Raw genomic sequence first — 21,559 nt, 5'->3', positions numbered from 1 at the left:
TAAGGATTTGGGGGCGAGTAGTCGTGAGGAAACCGGTATATGAGTAGTGTTCTGACAATCCGCGGAGGCGTCCCGCTTACTGGCCGCGTCACCGTGCGGGGGGCCAAGAATCTTGTCCCCAAAGCCATGGTGGCTGCCCTGCTGGGCAACGAGCCGTCCGTGTTGCGCAACGTCCCTGAAATCAAGGACGTCGAGGTTGTCACCAGCCTGCTCCAGCTCCATGGCGTGACCGTCGAGAAGGACCCGGTCACCGGGGACCTGACCCTCGACCCGACCAACGCCAAGACCGCCTCCCACACGGCGATCGACGCACACGCCGGTGATTCCCGGATCCCGATCCTGCTGTGCGGGCCCCTGATCCACGCGATCGGCGAGGCCTTTATCCCGGACCTGGGCGGCTGCAAGATCGGCGACCGCCCGATCGACTACCACCTGAACGTGCTGCGCCAGTTCGGCGCCGTGGTGGAGAAGCGTCCCGGCGGCATCCACATCTCCGCGCCCGGCGGCCTCAAGGGCGCCAAGATTTCGCTGCCGTACCCGTCCGTCGGGGCCACCGAGCAGGTGCTGCTGAGCGCCACGAGGGCCGAGGGCATCACCGAGCTCTCCGGTGCGGCCACCGAGCCGGAAATTGTCGACCTCATCGCCGTGCTGCAGAAGATGGGCGCGATCATCAGCGTCCAGACGGACCGCACCATCCGGATCGAGGGCGTGCCTGACCTGGGCGGCTACAACCACCGCGCCCTCTCGGACCGCAACGAGTCGGCGTCCTGGGCGTCCGCGGCGCTGGTTACCCGCGGCGACATCTTCGTCGAGGGCGCCACCCAGCGGGACATGATGACCTTCCTCAACACCTACCGCAAGGTCGGCGGCGGCATGGACATCGGCGACGACGGCATCCGCTTCTATCACAAGGGCGGCAAGCTCAACCCGCTGGTCCTCGAGACCGACGTGCACCCCGGTTTCATGACCGACTGGCAGCAGCCGCTCATTGTCGCCCTGACGCAGGCCGAGGGCGTGTCGATCGTCCACGAAACCGTGTACGAGAACCGCTTCGGCTTCACCGAGGCGCTGATCCGGATGGGTGCGAACATCCAGGTCCACCGCGAATGCCTCGGCAGCGTCCCGTGCCGCTTCGGCCAGCGCAACTTCCTGCATTCAGCCGTGATTTCCGGCCCCACCCAGCTGACGGGTACCGACATCGACGTCCCGGACCTGCGGGGCGGGTTCAGCCATCTCATCGCGGCGCTCGCCGCCAATGGCACCTCGCGGGTGACCGGCATCGACATCATCAACCGGGGCTACGAGCGTTTCACCGAAAAGCTTGCGGGCCTGGGCGCCGATTTCGACATCTCCTCGGCCGAGTAGCGGGCGCGACGTGAAGGAAACGGCCAAGAGCCGAATCACCTTTAAGGTTGTTGCCGGTATTGTCCGGCCGAGCATGAACTTCCTGATGCGGAAGGTGTGGATCGGGCTGGAGAAGCTCCCCGCCGGCGGCTTCATCGCAGCACCCAACCACTGCACCGAAATCGATCCGCTGGTGGTGGCGCACATGCTCTACAACCAGAAGCGGATGCCGCACTTCCTCGCCAAGGCCGGGCTCTTCAGGGTCCCCGTCCTGGGATTCGTGCTGCGCGCCACCAAGCAGATCCCGGTGGAACGCTCGACGGCGGGTGCCAACCGTTCGCTGCAGATAGCCAAGGAAGTCGTGGATGAGGGCGGGGCCATCATCATCTACCCCGAGGGCACGCTGACCCGGGACCCGGGGCTGTGGCCGATGAAGGGCCACACCGGAGCCGCGCGCATGGCGCTGGAAAGCGGTATCCCCGTGGTGCCGATGGCGCACTGGGGAGCGCACGAGGTGCTTCCGCGCTATGCCAAACGGATCCACCTGCTGCCGCGGAAGACCTCCCGCCTGATCGTGGGCGACCCCGTGGACCTCAGCGCCTTCGCCGGGCGGCCGCTGGACAAAGCCACCCTCACCGAGGCCACCAACGTGATCATGGATGCCATCACGGAACTCCTGGCCACGCTCCGCGGCGGACAGCCCCCGCTGGTCCGGTGGGACCCTTCGGCCCACAAGCAGACCACGCACGGCCGCTTCATCGACGCGGAGGGCACAACCGGCGGCACTGCCGGCGGTTCTTCAGGCAACGCGTCCGACGCCGGGAATGTCACCGACGCGGACGGCGCCACATGACAGGCGGCTTCGGCGGAGCATCCTCCGCCGCCACGGTGGCCGTACTCGGCGCCGGCTCCTGGGGAACAACCTTCGCCAAGATTCTCGCCGACGCGGCCGACGCCTCCGGCGTGGACCGCGAGATCCGGCTCTGGGGCCGGCGCGCGGAAGTTGTCGACCAGATCAACCTGAAACACCGGAACGAGCAGTACCTCAGGGACATCACCCTCCCGCCCAGCATCACCGCTTCCACAGACGTGGCCGAAGTCCTTGCCGGGGCGGAGCTGGTGGTCCTGGCCGTGCCGGCCCAGACCCTGCGGCCCCAACTTCGCCACTGGAAGGACCTGCTGGCGCCCGGCGCCGTGGTGGTGTCCCTCATGAAGGGGCTTGAGCTGCACTCCGACGCCCGGATGAGCGAGGTCATCGCGGAGGAACTCGGCATTCCCGCGAGCCGGATCGCGGTCGTCTCCGGACCCAACCTGGCCATGGAAATCGCCCGCGAAGAACCCACCGCCTCCGTCGTGGCCTGCTCCGACCCGGCCGCGGCCGGCTGGATCGCACGCAGCTGCACCGCGCCCTACTTCCGCCCCTACACCACGGGCGACGTTGTCGGCGTCGAGATCGGCGGGATCGTCAAAAACATCATCGCCCTCGCGGTCGGCATCTGCGAAGGCAAACAGATGGGCGACAACACGAAAGCCTCGGTGATCACCCGGGGCCTCGCGGAGACCTCACGGCTGTCTCTGGCCCTCGGCGGGGAGGCCCGGACAATGGCCGGGCTGGCCGGCCTCGGCGACCTCGTGGCAACGTGTTCCTCGCCGTTGTCGCGGAACCACACCGCCGGGCGGCTGCTGGGCAAGGGCCTGACCCTGGAAGAAGTAGCTGCCGAAATGACGCAGACGGCCGAGGGGATCAAATCCGCCCAGGCCGTGCATGAACTTGCCGGCAAGCTGGGTGTCGAGATGCCCATCACCGCGGCTGTCGTGGCGGTGCTGGCCGGAAAACTGTCCGTTGACGAACTGGGGCCGCTGCTGCTGTCCCGGGACCTGAAACCTGAAGGCGATAACTGAGCGTGTCTGAAGTAAACGGAAGCACAGCAGGCCGACCCGCCCCGGCACGGCCCCGCGTGGCCGTGCTGTTCGGCGGCCGTTCCAGCGAACATGCGGTCAGCTGCGTGACGGCTGCCGGGGTCCTGGGTGCCATCGACCAAACGAAGTACGAGGTTATCCCGATCGGGATTGCCAAGTCCGGCCAGTGGGTACTGGCGTCCGGCGATACCCACGACTGGTCTCTTTCGGCCTCGTCCCCGCCCGAGGTTGCCACCTCCGGCCGGACGGTCACGCTGGCCGAAATCGGCGGCGAACACCAGCTGATTGTGGCCGCCCCGAACGAAATCCCGCAGGAATTGGGCGCCGTGGATGTGGTGTTTCCGCTGCTGCATGGCCCGTTCGGGGAAGACGGCACCATCCAGGGCTTCCTGGAGCTGTCCGACACCCGCTACGTGGGCGCCGGCGTGCTGGCGTCCGCCGTCGGCATGGACAAACACTTCATGAAGGTGGTGTTCGAGTCCGCCGGGCTCCGGGTGGGTCCGTACATTGCCGTCACGGACCGTCAGTGGCGCAATGATCCCGAGACCGTGCGCAAGCGCGTGGACCGGCTTGGCTTCCCGGTCTTCGTCAAGCCCGCGCGGGCGGGCTCTTCCATGGGCATCTCCAAGGTGGACTCCATCGACGGCCTGGACGTGGCGATCGAGGCCGCCCGCCTGCATGACCCGAAACTCGTCATCGAGGCCGGCATTGTGGGCCGCGAGATCGAATGCGCGGTGCTGGAGGGCCGGGGGACCGAGGCTCCCCGGACGTCCATGCCCGGAGAGATTTCGGTGGCCGGCGGCGGGCATGAGTTCTATGACTTCAACGCCAAATACGTGGACGACGCCGCGGCCCTGAGCTGCCCGGCCGACCTCCCGGACGAAGCCATCGCCCGGGTCCGCGAGCTGGCCGCCGTCGCGTTCGACTCCGTCGGAGCCGAGGGACTGAGCAGGGTCGATTTCTTCTACACGCCCGAGGGTGAGCTGATCATCAACGAGATCAACACCATGCCCGGATTCACCCCGAAGAGCATGTACCCGCAGATGTGGAGGGCCTCCGGCCTCAGCTACGCGGAACTGATCGACGAACTGATCTTCCTGGCGCTGCACCGCAGGACCGGGCTGCGGTAGCGGGCAGCGGGCCCGCAGCCAGCCCGGCCGGCTGCGGCACGCTACCGGCTCGTCGGCAGGTTCTGCAGGTCCGCCTGGCCCACGCAGTTACGCGAAGCCGGCACTTTCGCGGCGGCGGCGGCGAGGTCAGCCGTCACGGTGGCAGCACTGATCTTGTCCGGGTCCAGCAGGATCTCGGTGGCCGGTTCGCGCCCGAAAGTGGTCAGTGTCCATACCGGGTCACCCTCCTTGATGACCCAGTCGACGCCGTTCACGCTCATGCAGCGGTCCGTCGTCGGCCCCGGCACGTTGACCCCGCAGCGCAGGATCACAAGGGACGGATCGCCCCAGGCGGAGGTGGCCTGGCTGTTGGTCTTGCGCAGCTTGGCGTCGCCGATCGCATCCGGCAGCGCCACCATCATCGGGGCGCAGGCCGCGTTCGCGGCGTCCTTGGCGGGAGCGACGTCGACTACCGGAGAGCATCCGCTCAGCAGGACCCCTGCGGCAGCCGCCGCGGCAAGAAAACGGAGCGGACGTGCGGAAGCCTGGAAACGTAAGCGCTGCATTGGTTAAGCCTATCCCGGTGCGCGCGGACGGCCGGACGGCCGGGCGGCGGCAGAAAATAAGCAAACATGAAGAGAGGACTGAGGGCCGCTGTCACCGGCTCGCGGTAGCGTTGGGCTGTGCCTGAACACGATACTGCCCCCCGCTCCGCGGCGAGCCAGCCCGAAGCGGCCCCGCCGCACCCGGCCGGGACCACGCCACCGCTGACCGTGGCGGAGCTCTCCGAATCCCAGCTTCTGGGACGCATCTTCCCGCGCCTGCACTACGGCCAGGAACACAACCCGTCGCTGATCCTGGGCCCGGGCGACGACGCCGCGATTGTGGCCGCACCGGACGGCCGGGCAGTCCTCAGCATCGACACGCAGGTGGCGGACCAGGACTTCCGGCTGGAATGGAACAACGGCTACCGGACCACCGGTTACGACGTCGGCTGGAAGGCCGCCGCGCAAAACCTCAGCGACATCAACGCGATGGGGGCCCGGGCCACATCCCTCGTGGTCAGCCTCACCATGCCGCCGGAAACCCGGGTCGCCTGGGTTGAGGACTTCGCCGACGGTCTCAGTGCCGGCATCCGGGAACTCGGCGCCCCGGACTGCGCCGTGGCCGGCGGTGACCTTGGCCGGGGCCGGGAGCTCGCGGTCAGCGTGGCGATTCTCGGCACCCTCGAGGGCCAGGCTGCCGTGCTTCGCTCCGGCGCCCGTCCGGGAGACACGCTCGCCCTGGCCGGCACCGTGGGCCGCGCTGCCGCCGGTCTCGCGCTGCTGGAGTCGGCGAACCCGGTCGAGGGCCTGAACCGGGAACAGCGCGCCCTGATGAACACCCAGTGCCGGCCGTTTCCCCCGCTCGCGGCGGGCCCGCTGGCCCGGGAGTCCGGAGCCACCGCCATGATGGACATTTCCGACGGACTGGTCCGCGACGGCGACCGGATGGCTTCCGCCAGCCACGCTGTCCTGAACCTGGACGCGTCGGTACTGGAGCAACTGGCGCTTCCACTGCTGCCTGCCGCCGAACTCCTCGGCCTGGACCCGATGGGCTGGGTGCTCGGCGGCGGCGAGGACCACGGGCTGCTGGCCACCTTCCCGCCGGGCGTTCAGCTGCCTCCCGGTTTCACTGCGATAGGCTCGGTGGAAGCCCCTGCACCAACCGACGGCGCGGGCGTAACGATAGCGGGCAGGCCCGCTGACACTGTGGGATGGGATCACTTTGCAGACTAAGATTGCCGCGAACGCGCAAGCGATGAAGCGGTGGTTGAGCAAGGCAGAAACAACCCTTGGTAACCACAGCGACCGCCTGAACGCCATCAACATCTTCCCCGTCGCGGACGGCGATACCGGCACCAACCTGTACCTGACGGTGCGCGCCGCCGCCCAGGCCCTGCACTGCCTGGACACTGCCGCGATTCCCCTGGTCGGCGCTGACCCGCCACCCCGCACAGTCGGTCCGCCGGACCCGGCCCGGAACGACGTCGGCGCCATCCTTGCCCGGGCCGGCCTGGCAGCGCTGGAAAAAGCCCGCGGCAACTCCGGCACCCTCTTCGCCGTCTTCCTCTGCGCCGCCGCCGAGCCCCTCGCCGGCCACCACCGGCTGAGCGCGCCGCTGCTGGCCGCCGCATTGAACCGGGCCCAACTCCGGGCCTGGTCCGCGTTGAGCGACCCGGTTCCCGGCACCATGCTGTCCGTGATGGAAGCAGCCGCCCGCGCCGCGGCGGCCGTGGACTCCGCGCACGACGGCGACGACAGCAACCAGACGCTCGGACTGGCCCTCGACGCCGCCGTGGACGCCGCCGTCGCGGCAGTTGTCCGCACCGAGGACCAGCTGGAGGCCCTGCATGCCGCCCACGTGGTGGATGCCGGCGGCGTCGGGATGCTGCTGATCCTGGACTGCCTCCGTTCCGCCGTTCTCGGCGAGGAACTCCAGGACCAGCTGCTGGACGGGCTGCACGGCTACGACGTCCAGGCCCCCCACATCCACGCCGGCATGCCACGGGACGAGGGCGTGGAAGTCATGTGCACCATCACGCTGTCCCCGCTCGACGCCGCGATGCTGCGCCAGCGTCTGGACGCAATGGGCGACTCCGTCATCATGAGCCAGGTCGGCGGCGCCGCGGACGGGACCGGCGCCTACCGGTGGCGGGTTCACGCCCACGTGCCGTCCGCCGATCCCGCCGTGGCCCTGATCCGCTCCCTGGGCGAACCCTCGGACATCAGCATCACCGAGCTGGCGGTACCGGACGCCGAACCCGTCGACGCCGGCACGCCCGGACCCGCAGGACAGGCCCGCAACGGACATGAACGCTAAAGCCGGCAACGCTAAACCGGGCAGCGCTGAAGCCGGCAACGCTAAACCGGGCAGCGCAGAAGCCGGCGGCGAACTGGGGCTAAGCCTGGAACGTCGGATCGGCAAGCGTTCCGCCACACCGATCGAAAAACACCTCGGCATCACCACCGTCGGCGGCCTGCTGAACCATTTCCCCAGGCGCTATTTCAACCCCGGTGAACTCACGCCCATCGGCGAGGTTCCGCTTGACGAGGAAATCACCCTCATCGCCCGCGTGGTCTCCAGCAGCACCCGGTCCATGCGGGCCCGCCGTGGATCGCTGACCGACGTCGTGATCACCGACGATGCCGCTGCCCCGGGCACCTTGAAAGTGAGCTTCTTCAACGGCTTCCGGGCCAGGACCGAATTGCAGCCTGGCCAGCGGGCCATTTTCTCCGGAAAGGTCACCCGCTACCAGGGCGCCCTTTCGATGACCAACCCCGAGTACCGGCTGCTCGACGACGATCCGGACAGCCCCGGGATGGATCCGGAGACACGCGCAGCGATGCCCATCCCGGTGTACCCGGCCACCGCGAAGCTCACCAGCCAGGCGATCGAAAGGGTCATGGCGGCGCTGCTGAAGACCGCGGACCTGGACGCTGTGCCCGATCCGTTGCCGGCGGACGTCACCGCCCGGGAGAAGTTCCTGCCGGTCGCTGACGCCTACCGGATGATCCATGCCCCGCTGAGCGCCGCCGACTGGCAGCTGGCCCGGGACCGCTTCCGTTACCAGGAAGCCCTGGTGCTGCAGTCCGCCCTCGCCCGGCGCCGGGCCCAGCTCGCGGCGGAGGAGGCCACTGCCCGCCGGCCCGCCGCCGAGGGGCTGCTGACCGCCTTCGACCGGCAGCTGCCGTTCACCCTGACCGCCGGCCAGGCCGCCGTCGGGAAGACCCTGGCCGGGGAACTCGCCCAGGACTCGCCGATGAACCGCCTGCTCCAAGGCGAAGTTGGCTCCGGAAAAACCATCGTGGCCCTGCGCGCCATGCTGCAGGTGGTTGACGCCGGGGGACAGGCGGCCCTGCTGGCCCCCACCGAGGTCCTCGCCGCGCAGCACTTCGAGTCGATCCGCCGCACGCTCGGGCCGCTGTCCCGGGACGGGCTGCTGGGCGGTGTCGGCCCGGACTCCGTCCAGGTCACGCTGCTGACCGGCTCCATGCCCACCGCGGCCCGGAAGCAGGCCATGCTGGACGCCGCCTCCGGAACCGCCGGAATCGTCATCGGCACGCATGCCCTGCTCAGCGACAACGTCTCCTTCTACGACCTGGGCCTGATCGTGGTGGACGAGCAGCACCGCTTCGGCGTCGAACAGCGGGACCTGCTCCGGTCCAAGGCCAACAAACCTCCGCATCTGCTGGTCATGACGGCCACTCCCATCCCCAGGACCGTGGCCATGACCGTCTTCGGCGACCTCGAAACCTCTATCCTCGACGAACTTCCGGCCGGCCGCGCGCCGATCACCACCCACGTCGTCGGACTCGCGGAGCATCCGGCGTGGGCCTCGCGGATCTGGACCCGTTCCCGGGAGGAGATCGACGCCGGGCACCAGGTCTACATCGTCTGTCCCAAGATCGGCTCGGACGACGACGGCGACTTCAGCCCCGGCGAGGCTGAACCAACCGCCGCGGACCTCGAGGGCGACAGCGCGGCACGCGAGCTGGCGTCCGTCACCGCCGTCGTGGACCAGCTCCGGGACGAACCGGCCCTGGCCGGGGTGAGGGTGGCAGCGCTGCACGGCCGGCTGGACCCGGTGCTGAAGTCCGACACCATGGCCTCCTTTACCGCCAATCAGACCAAGCTCCTGGTCTCCACCACCGTGATCGAGGTGGGCGTGGACGTCCACAACGCCACCCTGATGGTGATCCTGGACGCGGACCGCTTCGGCATCTCGCAGCTCCACCAGCTCCGCGGCCGGGTGGGACGCGGCGGGTTGCCGGGCACCTGCCTGCTCGTCACCACGCTGGAACCCGGCCACCCGAGCCGGCGCCGGCTCGACGCGGTCGCGGCCACCACCGACGGCTTCGCGCTCTCCCAGGAGGATCTCAAGCTGCGCCGTGAAGGTGACATCCTGGGCGCCTCCCAGTCCGGCGGCCGGTCCACGCTGAAGCTGTTGCGGGTCCTGGAACACGAGGACGTGATCGCCCGCGCCCGGCAGGACGCCTGGCGGATTGTCGGCGGCGACCCGTCGCTGGGCGCGCACCCCGTCCTCGCCGCGGCGATCGACGCATATCTCAATCCGGAAAAGGAGGCGTTCCTTGAACGCGGCTAACACGATCCATCCATCCCGGTCGGCCCGGCCATGAGCCGCATCATTTCCGGAGCCGCGGGCGGAACCACGCTGGCCAGCGTCCCCGGGTCGCTGACCCGGCCCACCACCGACCGGGTCAAGGAAGCGCTTTTCTCCCGGCTGGACGCGTTCGAGGTGATCGCGGACGCCCGCGTGCTGGACCTCTACGCCGGCTCCGGTTCGCTTGGCGTGGAAAGTGCCAGCCGCGGCGCGCAGAGCGTGGACCTGGTGGAGTTCGACGGCAAGGCCAGCGAGGTCTGCCAGCGAAACGCGGACCTGGTCAACACCGTCGCCGGGCGCAAGGTCGTCACCGTGCACCGCTCCAAGGTCGAATCGTTCCTTGAGCGGACCCAGGAATCGGTCCGCTGGGACCTTGTCTTCCTGGACCCGCCCTACCCGCTGGACGAGCCGGCCCTGGCCGGGGTGCTGGCCAAGCTTCTCCCGCACCTGGCCGAAGGCGCCGTCGTCGTCGCGGAGCGGTCCTCCCGGACCCCCGAGCCGGCCTGGCCCGTCGGGATGGAGCGGTTCGCGGAACGCAAGTACGGAGAGACGAAGCTCTGGTTCGCCGAACCTGCTGTGAAGGCCGCCGACTAGGCCTTTCCGCCTTACCCTCCGGCGGGTGGTTCCCGTCAGGCTGCGTCCGATGAGGACGACGGCGGGGCCCCCGCCGTCGTCCTCGTCCGCTCACCCGGCGGCCGCTATTTCAGAACCGTCCCCGAAACGTCCGGCATTGAGGGCACAATTCCGTACTTGGCCATCAGCTCGCCAAGTTTGCCCAGGGTGGGTTCATCCAGCTGGCCGTTGAAGGCCTCCAGCCGCAGGTCCTTGGCCACGGCCTCCGGCATCTTCATGAACACGGGCAGCAATGCCCGGACCTTGTCGGGGTTGCTCTGCGCCAGGGCCAGGGTCTCCGTCATGGCTGCCTTGAAGTCAGCAACCACGTGAGGATTCTGCTGGGCATAGTTGCCGCTTGTGAACGTGACCATGGTGGGCAGGCCCGGCAGCGCCGCCTGGTTGTTGTACGTCACCAGCTTGTTGCCTTCCGCCAACAGCTTCGAGAGGAACGGTTCGGGAACCCAGACAGCATCCACGTTTCCCTGGGCCAACTGGGCCCCCATGTCCTGGAACGGCAGTTCGAGGAACTGGACCGCACCGGGATCGCCGCCCTCTTGTGACACAACTTCCTTTATCGTCAGGTCACCCTGCGCATTGATGGTGTTGACCGCGACCTTCCTGCCAACAAGGTCCTTGGCCGAGGCAATGCCGGAGCCGGCCTTGGCGACGACGCCATTGATGTCCTGGCCGGTGGGTAGGGAGTTTGAGTATCCGGAGACAATCTTCATGTCCAGGCCCTTGTTCTTGGCCAGAAGCACGGACAGCGGGTTTCCCACGGAGAAGTTCATGGTTCCAGTCGAGACGGCGGGAAGCATCGCCGCGCCGCCCTGTCCGCTCTGCAACTCGACCTTCAGCTTGTGCTTCGCAAAGATCCCCTCGTCGATGCCCAGCTGCACGGCAGCGGACGGCGCAATCGGGATCACACCTACGCTGATGTTGCGGACACCATCACCGCTTGCGGCCGACGCGTTCGGGGTGGACCCGGACGGCGACCCGCTGCCGCAGCCGGTCAGCAGCAACGCCGCGGCAACGCCGACGACGGCAAATTTCAGTCTGTTCATAACAGTCCACTTCCTTGGGGTGAGTTACTAGACGATCGGGGCACTTTGGCGGACAACGCCTTGTCGGACAGCACCGAAGTTATCTAAATGACAACCTATATAATTGACGATGTCAATGATTATTTTCTCAACGATTTTTCAGGAAGGCAGGTGCCGGCGGTATCGTTGGGGCGGTCAAGCGTTTTCAGGCGCCAACCGGAAGCTGCGAGGGCCCGTGGCCGCATCAACCCAGCATGACGATGACGCTCGGGAAAGCGCATCGGCTCCTGCCGTCCCCGACCGCCTTCTCACCGGCGATCTGGTGAACGAAATAGAGTTCCTGGCAGCGCGGGCGCGATCTCTGGGCAGCGGCCAGGCCAACGCCATGCTGGCCCCGCTGGATCTGCGGGTGCGTTCCTACTCGGTCCTGGCGACGGCGTGCAGCGGCTCGGAGCCATCGCAGCGCGAGCTCGCAGATTTTCTGCGCTTGGATCCCAGCCAGATTGTCTCCCTGGTTGACATGCTGGAACAGCGCGGGCTCGTGTTTCGCGCGGCCGATTCCCGCGACCGGCGGTCCAAGGTCATCCGTCCGACGGCAGCCGGCCTGGAGCTGTATCAGCGTGCCGCGGCAGCAGTCCGGACGGCCGAAAATACGTCCCTGGCACCGCTCGACGGTCCCGAACGGGATCAGCTCCGCGTCCTGTTGCGGAAGATCGCGTTCGGCTGAGTTCCCTCTTCCGCCAACGCGACTGGAACGCGCTTGATCCGGCAGCCGAAGGCCCTGGGCCGCGGTACTAGGCCGAGAGCACGTCCAGCGCGACGCCGGACAGCACCTTTGCGGGGTGCGGCCCGCGGGCGGTCAACGCCGCCGTCCACGCCTCCGGCCAGGGGCCCTGCGTCCCGGTCAGGATGATGTTGCCCGGATAGCGGCCGCTGAACATGCCGGTCTCGGCAAAGGCGGCGACGTCGGCCATTGCCCGGCGCAGCGCGGCAACCTGGCTGCGGACCAGGGTGAGTCCCGGCTCGTCGCCCACGTTGACAACCAGGACCCCGCGCGGGCTCAGTTTCGCCGCCGCCTCGAGGTAGAACTCCGTGCAGGCGATGTGTTCCGGCGCCTCCGGTCCGGAGAAGATGTCCAGGATCACGACGTCGAAGCGCAGCTCCGGCGGCAGCCCCGCGAGGGCCTCCCGGGCGTCGCCGATCAGCGTGTGCAGCTCCGTGCCGGCCGGCAGCGGGAGCTGCTCCAGCACGAAATCCAGCAGTTCCCGCTCCAGCTCGACCGCGTACTGCACGGAACCTGGCCGGGTGGCCTGGATATAGCGTGCGAGGGTCAACGCCCCGGCGCCGAGGTGGAGGGCCGTGACAGGTTCGCCCCACGGTGCCGCGAGATCCGCGACGTGGCCGATCCTGCGCAGGTACTCGTAAAAAATGTCCGAGGGGTCCGCCAGGTTGACGTGCGACTGTTCCGCCCCGCCGATGCTGAGCACAAAGCCGCCCTCGGTGAAGGCATCGGGTTCGATGGTGGCGTGCTGGCCGGTGGTGCGCAGGAAGCGCGCGGCCGCGGGGGTGCCCGCCATCAGAGGACCTCGCGGAGCGTCGCGAGCCGTTCGGCGGCTTCCTGCAGCACATCGATCCGTTTGCAGAAGGCGAAGCGCAGCAGGCTGCGGGTGCGTTCGGCACCTTCCGGGTGGCAGAAGACCGGCACCGGAATTGCCGCGACGCCCACGAGCGCGGGCAGCCGGCGGGCGAGGTCGACGGCGTCGGTGATGCCGAGCGGCGCGGTGTCCACGTTCACGAAGTACGTCCCCTGCGGGGTGTAGACGTCCAGCCCCGCAGCGCGGAGGCCTTCGCTGAGGATGTCCCGTTTGAGCCGGAGGGTATCGGCGATGCCGGTGTAGAACTCGTCCGGGAGGCCCAGCCCGGCCGCGATGGCGCTCTGGAACGGGGTGCCGGAGCTGTAGCTCAGGAACTGCTTGACGGTGCGGGCGGCGGCGACCAGGTGTTCCGGCCCGCTGAGCCAGCCGATTTTCCAGCCCGTGAAGGAGAAGGTCTTCCCGGCGGAGGAGATGGTCAGGGTGCGTTCCGCGGCGCCCGGGAGGGTAGCCACCGGAATGTGCCGGGCACCGAAGGTGAGGTGTTCGTAGACCTCGTCGGTGATGATGACGGCGTCGTGCCGGATGGCGAGCTCGACGACGCGTTCGAGCACCTCGCGGGGGAACACCGCACCGGTGGGGTTGTGCGGGTTGTTGACCAGCACCACCTTGGTGCGGCTGCTGAACGCCGCGTCGAGGGCGGTTAGATCGGGCATAAAGTCGGGCGCCAGCAGCGGGGCGGTGACGTGGCGGGCGCCGGACAGGCCAATGATCGCGCCGTAGGAGTCATAGAACGGCTCGAAGGTGAGGACCTCATCCCCCGGTCCCACGAGCGCGAGGAGCGAGGCGGCGATGGCCTCGGTGGCGCCCGTCGTGACGATGACCTCGGTCTGCGGGTCCGGCGCGAGGCCGTAGAAACGCTCCTGGTGGAGCGAGATCGCCTCCCGCAGCTCCAGGATGCCCTTCCCGGGGGCGTACTGGTTGGCGCCGGCGGCGATGGCAGCCTGCGCGGCAGCCTTGATCTCCACCGGGCCGTCCTCGTCCGGGAAGCCCTGTCCGAGGTTGATGGCGCCCGTCTGCAGCGCCAGCGTGGTCATTTCCTCGAAGATCGTCACGCCCAGGGTGCCACCGGGGGAGAGCAGGTTGGCTCCGGTCGCGGCCCGCTGCCACGGGAACGGCGTCGGGGCGGTCATCGGCTGCCCGCTTTTTCGCCGTGCCCGGTGAATTTGTCCATCGTCGAATAGATCCCGAAGACTTTCCCGCCCACGAAGTCCCAGGCCCGGACCGGCAGCAGCCCGCGCAGTACCTTGCCCAGCTGTGCGGTCGCAGGGGCGATCAGTTGCGGCCGCCCGGCGGTGGTGGCCCGCCACGCCCGGTCCACGGCGTCCTCCGGCGTCATCAGCGGCGTCAGCAGCGGGCCGCGGGCGCCGTCGAACATTCCGGTGGAGATGTAGCTGGGGCAGAAGGTCGTCACCGCGAGGTGGCGGTAGCCCTGCTGTTCAAGTTCCAGCCGAAGCGAGTCGCTCCAGCCGATCACTGCCCATTTGGACGCCGCATACACGCTCATCCTCGGGTTGGACACGGTGCCGGCGGCGGAGGCGATGTTGAGGATCCGGCGGGACCGGCCGGCGTCGCCCATCATGTCCGGCAGGAACGCGTGCGTGACGTACATGGGAGCCATTGCGTTGATGTCCATGGTCAGGGCGATGTCCCGCTCCGGGCTGTGGTCCCAGAACAGTGCGCCGCGGACGATCCCGGCGTTGTTGACCAGCAGCGTCAGCGGCCCTTCCGCCCGGCACTCCGAAGCGGCGTCGGCGATCGCCGCGCGGTCGGCAAGGTCCACCTGGCGGACGACGGCGCGCGCGCCGAGGGCGGTCACCTCGGCGGCGGTCTTCGCCAGGCCTTCGGCGTCGACGTCCCAGAGAATCACGACGCCGGCGCCCTCGCGGGCCGCTCGCAGGGCGTAAAGACGGCCCATGCCCATGGCGGCTCCCGTCACGAGAACCACGCCTCGGGACACGGTGAAGGGAATGCTCGATGCTGACATTCAGTCATGTTATCCCGGCCCGCCGCAGCCATACGGTAGGTTCGGTGCATGAGACGCGCCGTATGCCCTGGCTCCTTTGACCCGATCCACAATGGCCACCTGGAAGTCATTGCCCGGGCCGCAGGCCTCTTCGACGAGGTCATTGTCGGCGTCTCGACGAATTACGCCAAGAAATACCGTTTCACGCTCGAGGAACGCATCGACATGGCCAAGGAAACCCTGGCCTCGCTGCGCGGCATCGTGGTGGAACCGGTCGGGGAGGGCCTCCTCGCCGAGTACTGCCGGCAGCGCGGGGTCTCGGCCATCGTCAAGGGCCTGCGCTCCTCCTCGGACTTCGACTACGAACTGCCGATGGCAACGATGAACCGCCAACTGACCGGCGTCGAGACGGTCTTCCTGCCCGCCGAAAGCCACTACCTCCACCTGTCCTCCACCCTGATCAAGGAAGTGTTCACGCTGGGCGGCAATGTGTCCGACTTCGTTCCCCGATCGGTGCTGAAACGGCTGCAGCCGCCCGGACCGGTCCAGGAACCGCCACACAGAGGGTAAGCTTGATCGGTACTCGGCGGCCTGCCCCCCGGTTGCGCGGCCCGAACCCGAGGCGGCTTGCGGTGTGAACCGCGGCGTTGCCCCCGGTTTGAGTCCGCCCGGCCGATCAGGCTAAGATAGTACGTCGGTCATATGTTCTACAGGAGTTCTCATTAAACGAGATGCTAGTTCGCCCTTGGCGTTCGACGTCAAGGACCTCGGACGCAGTCCGGGAAGCATGCGGACGCTGTCAGAACATGTACCCGCACCGGGTGATCTCGGTGTGGCACTCATTGGCGTGCAGGAAGGCTCGGATGTCGAGCTGGACCTGCGGCTGGAGGCCGTACACGAAGGAATTCTGGTATCAGGAACCGTTATTGCCAAAGTTACTGGCGAATGCGGCCGATGCCTGGATCCCCTTGCGTATGACCTCGAGGTCGATGTGCAGGAACTTTTCTTCTACGAGGACGCCGTGTTCTCCGATGAGGAAGACGAAGAAGAGCAACGTCGAATCGAGCACGATCTGATCGATCTTGAACCGGTGTTGCGGGACGCAGTTGTAACCATGCTGCCGTTCCAGCCGGTGTGCCGGGAAGACTGCCAGGGCCTTTGCTCCGAATGTGGAGTTCGCCTGGAAGACGAGCCGGGGCATCACCACGAGGTGGTAGATCCTCGCTGGGCTGCCCTAGCCGACTTGGCTAAGCCTGACCGGCAAAACTGATTTGTAAGTGTTGGACTAGAGAGAAATGAGTTAGCCGTGGCTGTCCCGAAGCGGAAAATGTCTCGCTCGAATACCCGCGCCCGCCGCTCCCAGTGGAAGGCAACCCCTGCCAACCTGGTGAAGACTGTCGAGAACGGCCAGGTCACGTACAGCCTGCCGCACCAGGCAAAAGTCGTTACCGACTCGGCTGGCACCGCGCTGTTCCTTGAATACAAGGGCCGCAAGGTCGCAGACGTCTAATCCGCCAACTGGCTGAATAAGATGTCTTCAACTGAAGAGCTTTTGAAGCGTCTCGGTGTCACTATTGACGCCGGGACGCTTCGTCTTGCGCTCACACACCGTTCCTACGCCTACGAAAACGGCGGCATCCCCACCAACGAGCGGCTCGAATTCCTGGGCGACTCCATTCTGGGGTTCTCGGTCACCGACGCGCTGTACCGTGACAACCCCACCCTGCCCGAAGGGGACCTGGCCAAGCGCCGTTCCGCCGTCGTCAGCACCCGGGCACTCGCGGGCATCGGCCGCAGCATCGGTCTGGGTGAGTACATCTACCTCGGACAGGGCGAAAAGCTCACCGAGGGCAAGAACAAGGCATCCATCCTCGCGGACACCATGGAAGCACTGATCGGCGCCACGTATATCTCCAATGACATCGAGACGGCGCGCCAGCTTGTCATGCGCCTGATCGGGCCGCTGCTCAAGGACGCCGCCGCGCTCGGTGCCGGCACCGACTGGAAGACCAGCATCCAGGAGCTCGCAGCCAGCCGGCAGCTCGGGACGATCAACTACCTGGTGGACGGTTCCGGCCCGGACCACGCGCGGACGTTCGAAGCCATCCTGCGGATCGGCGGCACCGACTACGGCACCGGTTCGGGCAACTCCAAGAAGGAAGCCGAGCAGGAAGCTGCCGCGGACGCCTGGCGCCGGCTCTCTGCTCCGTCGGCGGGTGCGCCGGATCCGGCGCCCGGCGACGGCGTAGCCCCCGGCGACGCCGTAGCCCCCGGCGACGCCGCGGGGCCCGGCACGTTGCAGTCCCCGAACGGCACCTAGGCCCGTCCTGTGCCGGAACTGCCCGAGGTTGAAGTTGTCCGCCGCGGCCTGGTGAGCTGGGTGCGGGGCCGGAGCATCACCGCCGTCGACGTGGTGGATCCGCGCTCGGTCCGGCGGCATGCGCTCGGCCCGGAGGACTTCGCCGGCAACCTTGAAGGCGCCCGCGTCCTGGACGTGGTCCGGCGCGGGAAATTCCTTTGGCTGCCCCTGGCCGACACCCCCGGGGACAGCAGCTCCGGGGAAACCCCGGCGCCGTCCGTGGCCCTGATGGCGCATCTGGGCATGTCCGGGCAGTTGCTGATGCAGGACTCCTCCGTGCCGGACGAGAAGCACCTGAAAGTGCGCCTGCGCCTCAGCCCCGCCGACGGCATGCCGGACCAGCTCCGGTTCGTGGACCAGCGGATCTTCGGCGGACTCTTCCTCACCTCGCTGATCCCCACGGCCGACGGCGGTCCCGGCGGGCTCGCCGAAACACCCTTGCCGCTGATCGCCGAAGAAGCGGCCCACATCGCCCGGGACCCGCTGGACCCCTACTTCTCCTTCGATGAGTTCTACCGCCGTCTCAGCGCGCGCAAAACCGGCCTCAAGCGCGCCCTGCTGGACCAGGGGCTCGTCTCGGGGATCGGCAACATCTACGCGGACGAGGCTCTCTGGCGGGCGCGGCTGCACTTCGCCCGGCCCACCGACACGCTCCGGCGGGCCGAAGCCGAACGGGTGCTCGACGCCGCCCGCGAAGTCATGACCGATGCCCTGGCCGCCGGCGGCACCAGCTTCGACTCGCTCTATGTCAACGTCAACGGGGCTTCCGGCTACTTCGACCGCTCCCTCAACGCCTATGGCCGCGAAGGCCAGGAGTGCAAACGCTGCGCCGCCGCCGGTTTGGCCAGCAGGATGAAGCGGGAGCAGTTCATGAACCGCTCCTCGTATTCCTGCCCGGTCTGCCAGCCCCGGCCACGCAACGGCCGCTGGTAGCGGCCGCGGCCGGCGGCAAAAACAAGTAGCACTACTCTTACGAACCGCACATCCCGCTGAAAGACTGTGGCGATGGGTGCAAGGGAAATAGCAGCAGGGGACTTTAGGGATGTTATGAGCCGGCCGGAGATCCGCCGGTGAGAGCGAGGCGGCTCGTCATCGCGGGGGTCGGCATCGCGGTGCTCCTTGGCGGCACCGCCGTCGTGCTGGACCAGATGACGGCAGGAGTGCAATCGGTGACGCGTGCCGCGCCGGTCACCGGCAGCAGTCCGCCGTCGGCAGGTCCCACCGCGGGGCCAGAGCCGGTGGACGCGGCGGCACGCCCGGAAGCGGGCGAGGGCGCGGCCGCCGCAACGGAATCGGGCGAGGCCGCGGCCACGCCCGGCGCCGGGTCCGATGCAGGCTCAGGTCCGGCACCTGTGGGCGGTGAGGTCCTTCCCCCGGTCAGCGCGACCCCTTCGGGGTTGCCGATGCCGTCGCCGCCGGCGCCGCTGATCAGCCCGCCGTTGCCGGCGACGGCATCGGCCCAGGGCAAAATCGTGGACGGCTTCCCGGTTGACGTCGTCTCATTTCCGGAGGGAACGGTGGTGGTCTCGACGTCGGTCTCCGCGGCGGAAGACACCCTGCAGGTGGCCGCCGACGCCATCGTCGGCCTGAGCCAGGACTCGGTTGCGGGACACTTCCAGCAGGTCCTTGGCGGCCTGGGTTTCTGGTCCGAACCCGTCCCGGCGGCTCAGGGCCAGCGCTCCATCCGATTCAGCCGGGGCTCTGATTCGGTGACCGTTACGGCTTCCACCACGGGCACGGGAGGCACGCGCTTTATGCTCCTGGGGAACCTGCACGCGGCGGCCGGGCCGTAGCGCCATGTATCTCTCCATTTCAGACCGCAACGGCGGCCAAAAGGACCTGCAACCGGTCGATGCGGGCCCGGCCAGGCCGGTAAAAGGACCCTTCCGGCTCTCCCCGGTCATTCTCTCGCTGGGTGTCGTCAGTATGCTCACCGACGTCTCGTCCGAGTCCGTCTCCGCCATCCTGCCCCTGTACATCACCGGGTTTCTTGGCCTGTCCATCGTTGCGTTTGGAATACTCGACGGAATCAACCAGGGCGCCAGTTCCATCGTGCGGATCGCCGCAGGTTATGCCTCCGACCGCATCGGACGCCCCAAAGGGGTGGCCCTCGCGGGCTACGGACTTTCCATGGTCGCCCGGATCGGTCTCCTGTTCGCCGGCGGATTCTGGGCACTGACCGCCGTCGTGACGGCCGACCGGATCGGCAAGGGCATCCGGACGGCCCCGCGCGATGCGTTGGTCGCTGTCGCGGCCCAGCCTGAATACCTGGCCCGGCATTTCGGCGTGCACCGGATGCTGGACAACATCGGGGCCGCGAGCGGCCCGCTGCTGGCCTTTCTCATCCTTATGCTGATGCCCAACGGCTACGGCACCGTCTTTGTGGTCTCGCTGGCCTTCGCCGCCATTGGTGTCGCGACACTGGCCCTGCTGGTGCCGAACCTGAGGACCGCCCGCTCCGGCGGCCAGGAGCCGGACAGCAAAACCAGGCCTGCGGCCAGATTCAGCTGGCGCCTGCTGCGGGAGCCCGGCCTGGGCCGGCTACTGGTCGCCGCCGGGATCCTGGGCCTGCTGACGGTGGGGGACGGATTCATCTACCTGGTCCTGCAGGACCGGGACTCCTTTGCCGTGCAGTGGTTTCCGCTGCTCTATGTGGGCACCAACGTGGTCTTCCTGATTCTCGCCATTCCGCTGGGCCGCCTCGCGGACCGCTGGGGCAAGGCCCGGGTGTTTGTTCTTGGACACATCGCCCTGCTGGCCTGCTACCTGCTGGCTGCGGCGCCGGTCGGGGGCTTCGGACCGACAGCGGTGTGCCTGGTCTTGCTGGGTGCCTTCTACGCCGCGACAGACGGGGTGCTGGCGGCGCTGGCGAGCCAGCTGACTCCGCCGGACAAACTGGCTACCGGACTCGGCGCCGCCCAGACCGTGGTGGCGCTCAGCCGGATGGCCGCCTCGGTGGGTTTCGGAGTCCTGTGGTTCGCGCTGGGCCCCGCCGTTGCGATGGTGGTGGTGGGCGGCTGCCTGGCCGCAGGCCTCGTGGCGTCCTGGTTCATCCTGCGTGGCGGCCTGCGTGGCGGCCGGCAGCAGGGGCCGGCTTGACCCCCGCCGGGAGCAGGGCGCGCTGGGGGATTCTGCTGGCGGTCACGGTGCTGGTCATCGCCGCCGCCGGAGCCTACGCAGCGACTGCGTTCGAGCGCTTTCAGGAGAGCACCACGGCGGCATCGCCGGCGCGGGTCGCATCCGGCGCCGCCGTGCTGACACAGGGATCTGTCCTGTTCCGCAACACCGCACCGGGCCAGGGGTACGGGACCATCGGCACCGTTCCGCTGTCAGATCCTGCCGGCGAGCGGTCGCTGGCTCCGGTAGCCTGCGACAGGGTCTACGGCACCCTGCACGGCATCGTCTGCCTGAAAACCAACCGCGGGCTCGTGACCAGCTTCGAAGCCGTCCTGCTGAACGGGGAATGGCAGCCGACCAGGACCTGGGCGCTACCGGGCATCCCCAGCCGCACGCGGGTGAGTGCGGACGGATCCCTGGTGGCAACAACTGTGTTTGTCTCCGGGCACTCGTACGGCGGCGGGAGCTTCTCGACCGAGACTTCCATCACGGCGGCGCAGGGTAGCGGCGGAACCGGGAGCCTCGAAGACTTCGCGCTGCTGGTCAACGGCACCCGCATCACCGCGGCGGACCGGAACATCTGGGGCGTGACTTTCGTCCCGGGCAAAAGCGACACGTTCTACGCGACGGCGGCTTCATCGGGGCGCATCTGGCTGGTGCAGGGCAGTCTTTCGGCGCGCACCCTCACGGCAATCCACGACGGCGTGGAGTGCCCGTCAATCTCCCCCGATGGCACCCGGATCGCGTACAAAAAGAACACCGGCGGCCCGCTGTCCCCGCACTGGCGTGCGGCCCTCCTGGACCTGGCCACCGGGACGGAAACTGTACTGTCCGAGACGCGCAGCGTGGACGACCAGATCGAGTGGCTGGACGACCAGACGCTGCTCTACGGCCTCGCCCGCGACGGTGCCGCCGGCGACAGTGACATCTGGCAGATCGGCATGGATCCGGCGTCGCGTCCGGCCCTCTACATCGAGCACGCCTGGTCCCCGTCGGTGGTGCGCTGACCGGAGTTTCCCCGGTCCTGAGCCCGGTAGAGACCCATCCTGACCGGAGTTTCCCCGGTCCTGAGCCCGGTAGAGACCCATCGATTGCTCCTTAACTGCCGTTACCAATCCTGTTATGGAGCAGCGGATGAAAGAAACCAAGGGAAACGGCTGTGCTAGTGCTCCGTGTTAATGGTTTGTTTGCGTTTCATCTTGCCCAGGAGGTACTCCGCTGACTTGGTCCAGGTGAATGGTTTGGCGTCCTGGTTGTAGTTCTCGATGTAGCG

The 21,559-nt window shown here is 67.9% G+C and carries 22 protein-coding genes; 17 read left to right on the top strand and 5 right to left on the bottom strand.

What is annotated here, in order from left to right:
* The first annotated feature begins 39 nt into the window (after nt 1-39).
* Genes murA through AC50YM_RS16345 form a run of 4 tightly spaced genes read left to right on the top strand, consistent with a single transcriptional unit; the run spans nt 40 to nt 4,394 of the window.
* Nucleotides 40-1,365, top strand: coding sequence for a UDP-N-acetylglucosamine 1-carboxyvinyltransferase (murA, locus tag AC50YM_RS16360; protein WP_494958010.1), 1,326 nt, complete (start codon nt 40-42; stop codon nt 1,363-1,365).
* Between the two features lie 10 nt (nt 1,366-1,375).
* The gene (locus AC50YM_RS16355; protein WP_494958009.1) at nt 1,376-2,197 is read left to right on the top strand and encodes a lysophospholipid acyltransferase family protein; all 822 of its coding nucleotides are present in this window, start codon (nt 1,376-1,378) and stop codon (nt 2,195-2,197) included.
* Entirely contained in the window at nt 2,194-3,246 is a 1,053-nt protein-coding gene (locus AC50YM_RS16350) for an NAD(P)H-dependent glycerol-3-phosphate dehydrogenase (RefSeq protein WP_494958008.1), read from the top strand. The genes AC50YM_RS16355 and AC50YM_RS16350 overlap by 4 nt, the downstream gene beginning before the upstream one ends.
* Before the next feature lie 2 nt (nt 3,247-3,248).
* On the top strand, nt 3,249-4,394 hold the full coding sequence (locus AC50YM_RS16345) for a D-alanine--D-alanine ligase family protein (protein ID WP_494958007.1): 1,146 nt from the start codon (nt 3,249-3,251) through the stop codon (nt 4,392-4,394).
* A 41-nt stretch (nt 4,395-4,435) separates the two neighbouring features.
* On the opposite strand, the gene AC50YM_RS16340 is transcribed toward AC50YM_RS16345, so the two are convergent.
* Nucleotides 4,436-4,939, bottom strand: a complete 504-nt coding sequence (locus AC50YM_RS16340) for a DUF3515 family protein (RefSeq protein ID WP_494958006.1) — start codon at nt 4,937-4,939, stop codon at nt 4,436-4,438.
* A gap of 201 nt (nt 4,940-5,140) precedes the next feature.
* Between AC50YM_RS16340 and thiL the strand changes: the two genes are divergently transcribed.
* Genes thiL through rsmD form a run of 4 tightly spaced genes read left to right on the top strand, consistent with a single transcriptional unit; the run spans nt 5,141 to nt 10,131 of the window.
* Nucleotides 5,141-6,151 carry a thiamine-phosphate kinase gene (gene thiL / locus AC50YM_RS16335; protein WP_494958038.1) on the top strand — a complete coding sequence of 337 codons (1,011 nt, stop codon included), beginning with the start codon at nt 5,141-5,143 and terminating at the stop codon, nt 6,149-6,151.
* 22 nt (nt 6,152-6,173) lie between these two features.
* Nucleotides 6,174-7,235, top strand: coding sequence for a DAK2 domain-containing protein (locus tag AC50YM_RS16330; protein ID WP_494958037.1), 1,062 nt, complete (start codon nt 6,174-6,176; stop codon nt 7,233-7,235).
* Nucleotides 7,225-9,519, top strand: coding sequence for an ATP-dependent DNA helicase RecG (locus AC50YM_RS16325; protein ID WP_494958005.1), 2,295 nt, complete (start codon nt 7,225-7,227; stop codon nt 9,517-9,519). Before AC50YM_RS16330 ends, AC50YM_RS16325 begins: the two co-directional genes overlap by 11 nt.
* A gap of 30 nt (nt 9,520-9,549) precedes the next feature.
* Nucleotides 9,550-10,131: a 16S rRNA (guanine(966)-N(2))-methyltransferase RsmD gene (gene rsmD / locus AC50YM_RS16320; RefSeq protein WP_494958004.1), complete on the top strand. Its 582-nt coding sequence runs from the start codon at nt 9,550-9,552 to the stop codon at nt 10,129-10,131.
* Nucleotides 10,132-10,235: 104 nt separating this feature from the next.
* Here rsmD and AC50YM_RS16315 read toward each other — a convergent pair whose 3' ends face one another.
* Nucleotides 10,236-11,213, bottom strand: a complete 978-nt coding sequence (locus AC50YM_RS16315) for an ABC transporter substrate-binding protein (protein WP_494958003.1) — start codon at nt 11,211-11,213, stop codon at nt 10,236-10,238.
* A 214-nt stretch (nt 11,214-11,427) separates the two neighbouring features.
* Between AC50YM_RS16315 and AC50YM_RS16310 the strand changes: the two genes are divergently transcribed.
* Nucleotides 11,428-11,919 carry a MarR family winged helix-turn-helix transcriptional regulator gene (locus tag AC50YM_RS16310; protein ID WP_494958002.1) on the top strand — a complete coding sequence of 164 codons (492 nt, stop codon included), beginning with the start codon at nt 11,428-11,430 and terminating at the stop codon, nt 11,917-11,919.
* Nucleotides 11,920-11,986: 67 nt separating this feature from the next.
* Here the strand turns inward: AC50YM_RS16310 and AC50YM_RS16305 are convergent, their stop codons facing one another.
* The 3 genes from AC50YM_RS16305 to AC50YM_RS16295 are packed head-to-tail and all read right to left on the bottom strand — an operon-like array spanning nt 11,987 to nt 14,831.
* On the bottom strand, nt 11,987-12,769 hold the full coding sequence (locus tag AC50YM_RS16305) for a spermidine synthase (RefSeq protein ID WP_494958001.1): 783 nt from the start codon (nt 12,767-12,769) through the stop codon (nt 11,987-11,989).
* Nucleotides 12,769-13,977 (bottom strand): aminotransferase class I/II-fold pyridoxal phosphate-dependent enzyme, encoded by a 1,209-nt coding sequence (locus tag AC50YM_RS16300; protein ID WP_494958000.1) that lies wholly within the window; start codon nt 13,975-13,977, stop codon nt 12,769-12,771. The genes AC50YM_RS16305 and AC50YM_RS16300 overlap by 1 nt, the downstream gene beginning before the upstream one ends.
* On the bottom strand, nt 13,974-14,831 hold the full coding sequence (locus AC50YM_RS16295) for an SDR family NAD(P)-dependent oxidoreductase (protein WP_494957999.1): 858 nt from the start codon (nt 14,829-14,831) through the stop codon (nt 13,974-13,976). The genes AC50YM_RS16300 and AC50YM_RS16295 overlap by 4 nt, the downstream gene beginning before the upstream one ends.
* A gap of 48 nt (nt 14,832-14,879) precedes the next feature.
* On the opposite strand from AC50YM_RS16295, the gene coaD reads away from it, so the two are divergent.
* The 8 genes from coaD (at nt 14,880) to AC50YM_RS16255 (ending at nt 21,293) form a co-directional block, all read left to right on the top strand.
* The gene (coaD, locus tag AC50YM_RS16290; protein ID WP_494957998.1) at nt 14,880-15,380 is read left to right on the top strand and encodes a pantetheine-phosphate adenylyltransferase; all 501 of its coding nucleotides are present in this window, start codon (nt 14,880-14,882) and stop codon (nt 15,378-15,380) included.
* A 175-nt stretch (nt 15,381-15,555) separates the two neighbouring features.
* Nucleotides 15,556-16,080, top strand: a complete 525-nt coding sequence (locus tag AC50YM_RS16285; protein ID WP_494957997.1) for a YceD family protein — start codon at nt 15,556-15,558, stop codon at nt 16,078-16,080.
* 36 nt (nt 16,081-16,116) lie between these two features.
* Nucleotides 16,117-16,320 carry a 50S ribosomal protein L32 gene (gene rpmF, locus AC50YM_RS16280; RefSeq protein ID WP_494895862.1) on the top strand — a complete coding sequence of 68 codons (204 nt, stop codon included), beginning with the start codon at nt 16,117-16,119 and terminating at the stop codon, nt 16,318-16,320.
* A 21-nt stretch (nt 16,321-16,341) separates the two neighbouring features.
* On the top strand, nt 16,342-17,130 hold the full coding sequence (rnc, locus tag AC50YM_RS16275) for a ribonuclease III (RefSeq protein WP_494957996.1): 789 nt from the start codon (nt 16,342-16,344) through the stop codon (nt 17,128-17,130).
* 9 nt (nt 17,131-17,139) lie between these two features.
* Nucleotides 17,140-18,102: a bifunctional DNA-formamidopyrimidine glycosylase/DNA-(apurinic or apyrimidinic site) lyase gene (mutM, locus tag AC50YM_RS16270; RefSeq protein ID WP_494957995.1), complete on the top strand. Its 963-nt coding sequence runs from the start codon at nt 17,140-17,142 to the stop codon at nt 18,100-18,102.
* Between the two features lie 137 nt (nt 18,103-18,239).
* Entirely contained in the window at nt 18,240-18,962 is a 723-nt protein-coding gene (locus AC50YM_RS16265; RefSeq protein WP_494957994.1) for a hypothetical protein, read from the top strand.
* Between the two features lie 4 nt (nt 18,963-18,966).
* Entirely contained in the window at nt 18,967-20,268 is a 1,302-nt protein-coding gene (locus AC50YM_RS16260; RefSeq protein ID WP_494957993.1) for an MFS transporter, read from the top strand.
* The gene (locus AC50YM_RS16255) at nt 20,265-21,293 is read left to right on the top strand and encodes a TolB family protein (RefSeq protein ID WP_494957992.1); all 1,029 of its coding nucleotides are present in this window, start codon (nt 20,265-20,267) and stop codon (nt 21,291-21,293) included. Before AC50YM_RS16260 ends, AC50YM_RS16255 begins: the two co-directional genes overlap by 4 nt.
* The last annotated feature ends 266 nt before the right edge of the window (nt 21,294-21,559 follow it).

It is taken from the genome of Pseudarthrobacter sp. RHLT1-30-1 (genome assembly GCF_059383415.1).
Note: the sequence above shows the minus strand (reverse complement) of the source record. Positions and strands in the feature narration are given on the sequence as shown.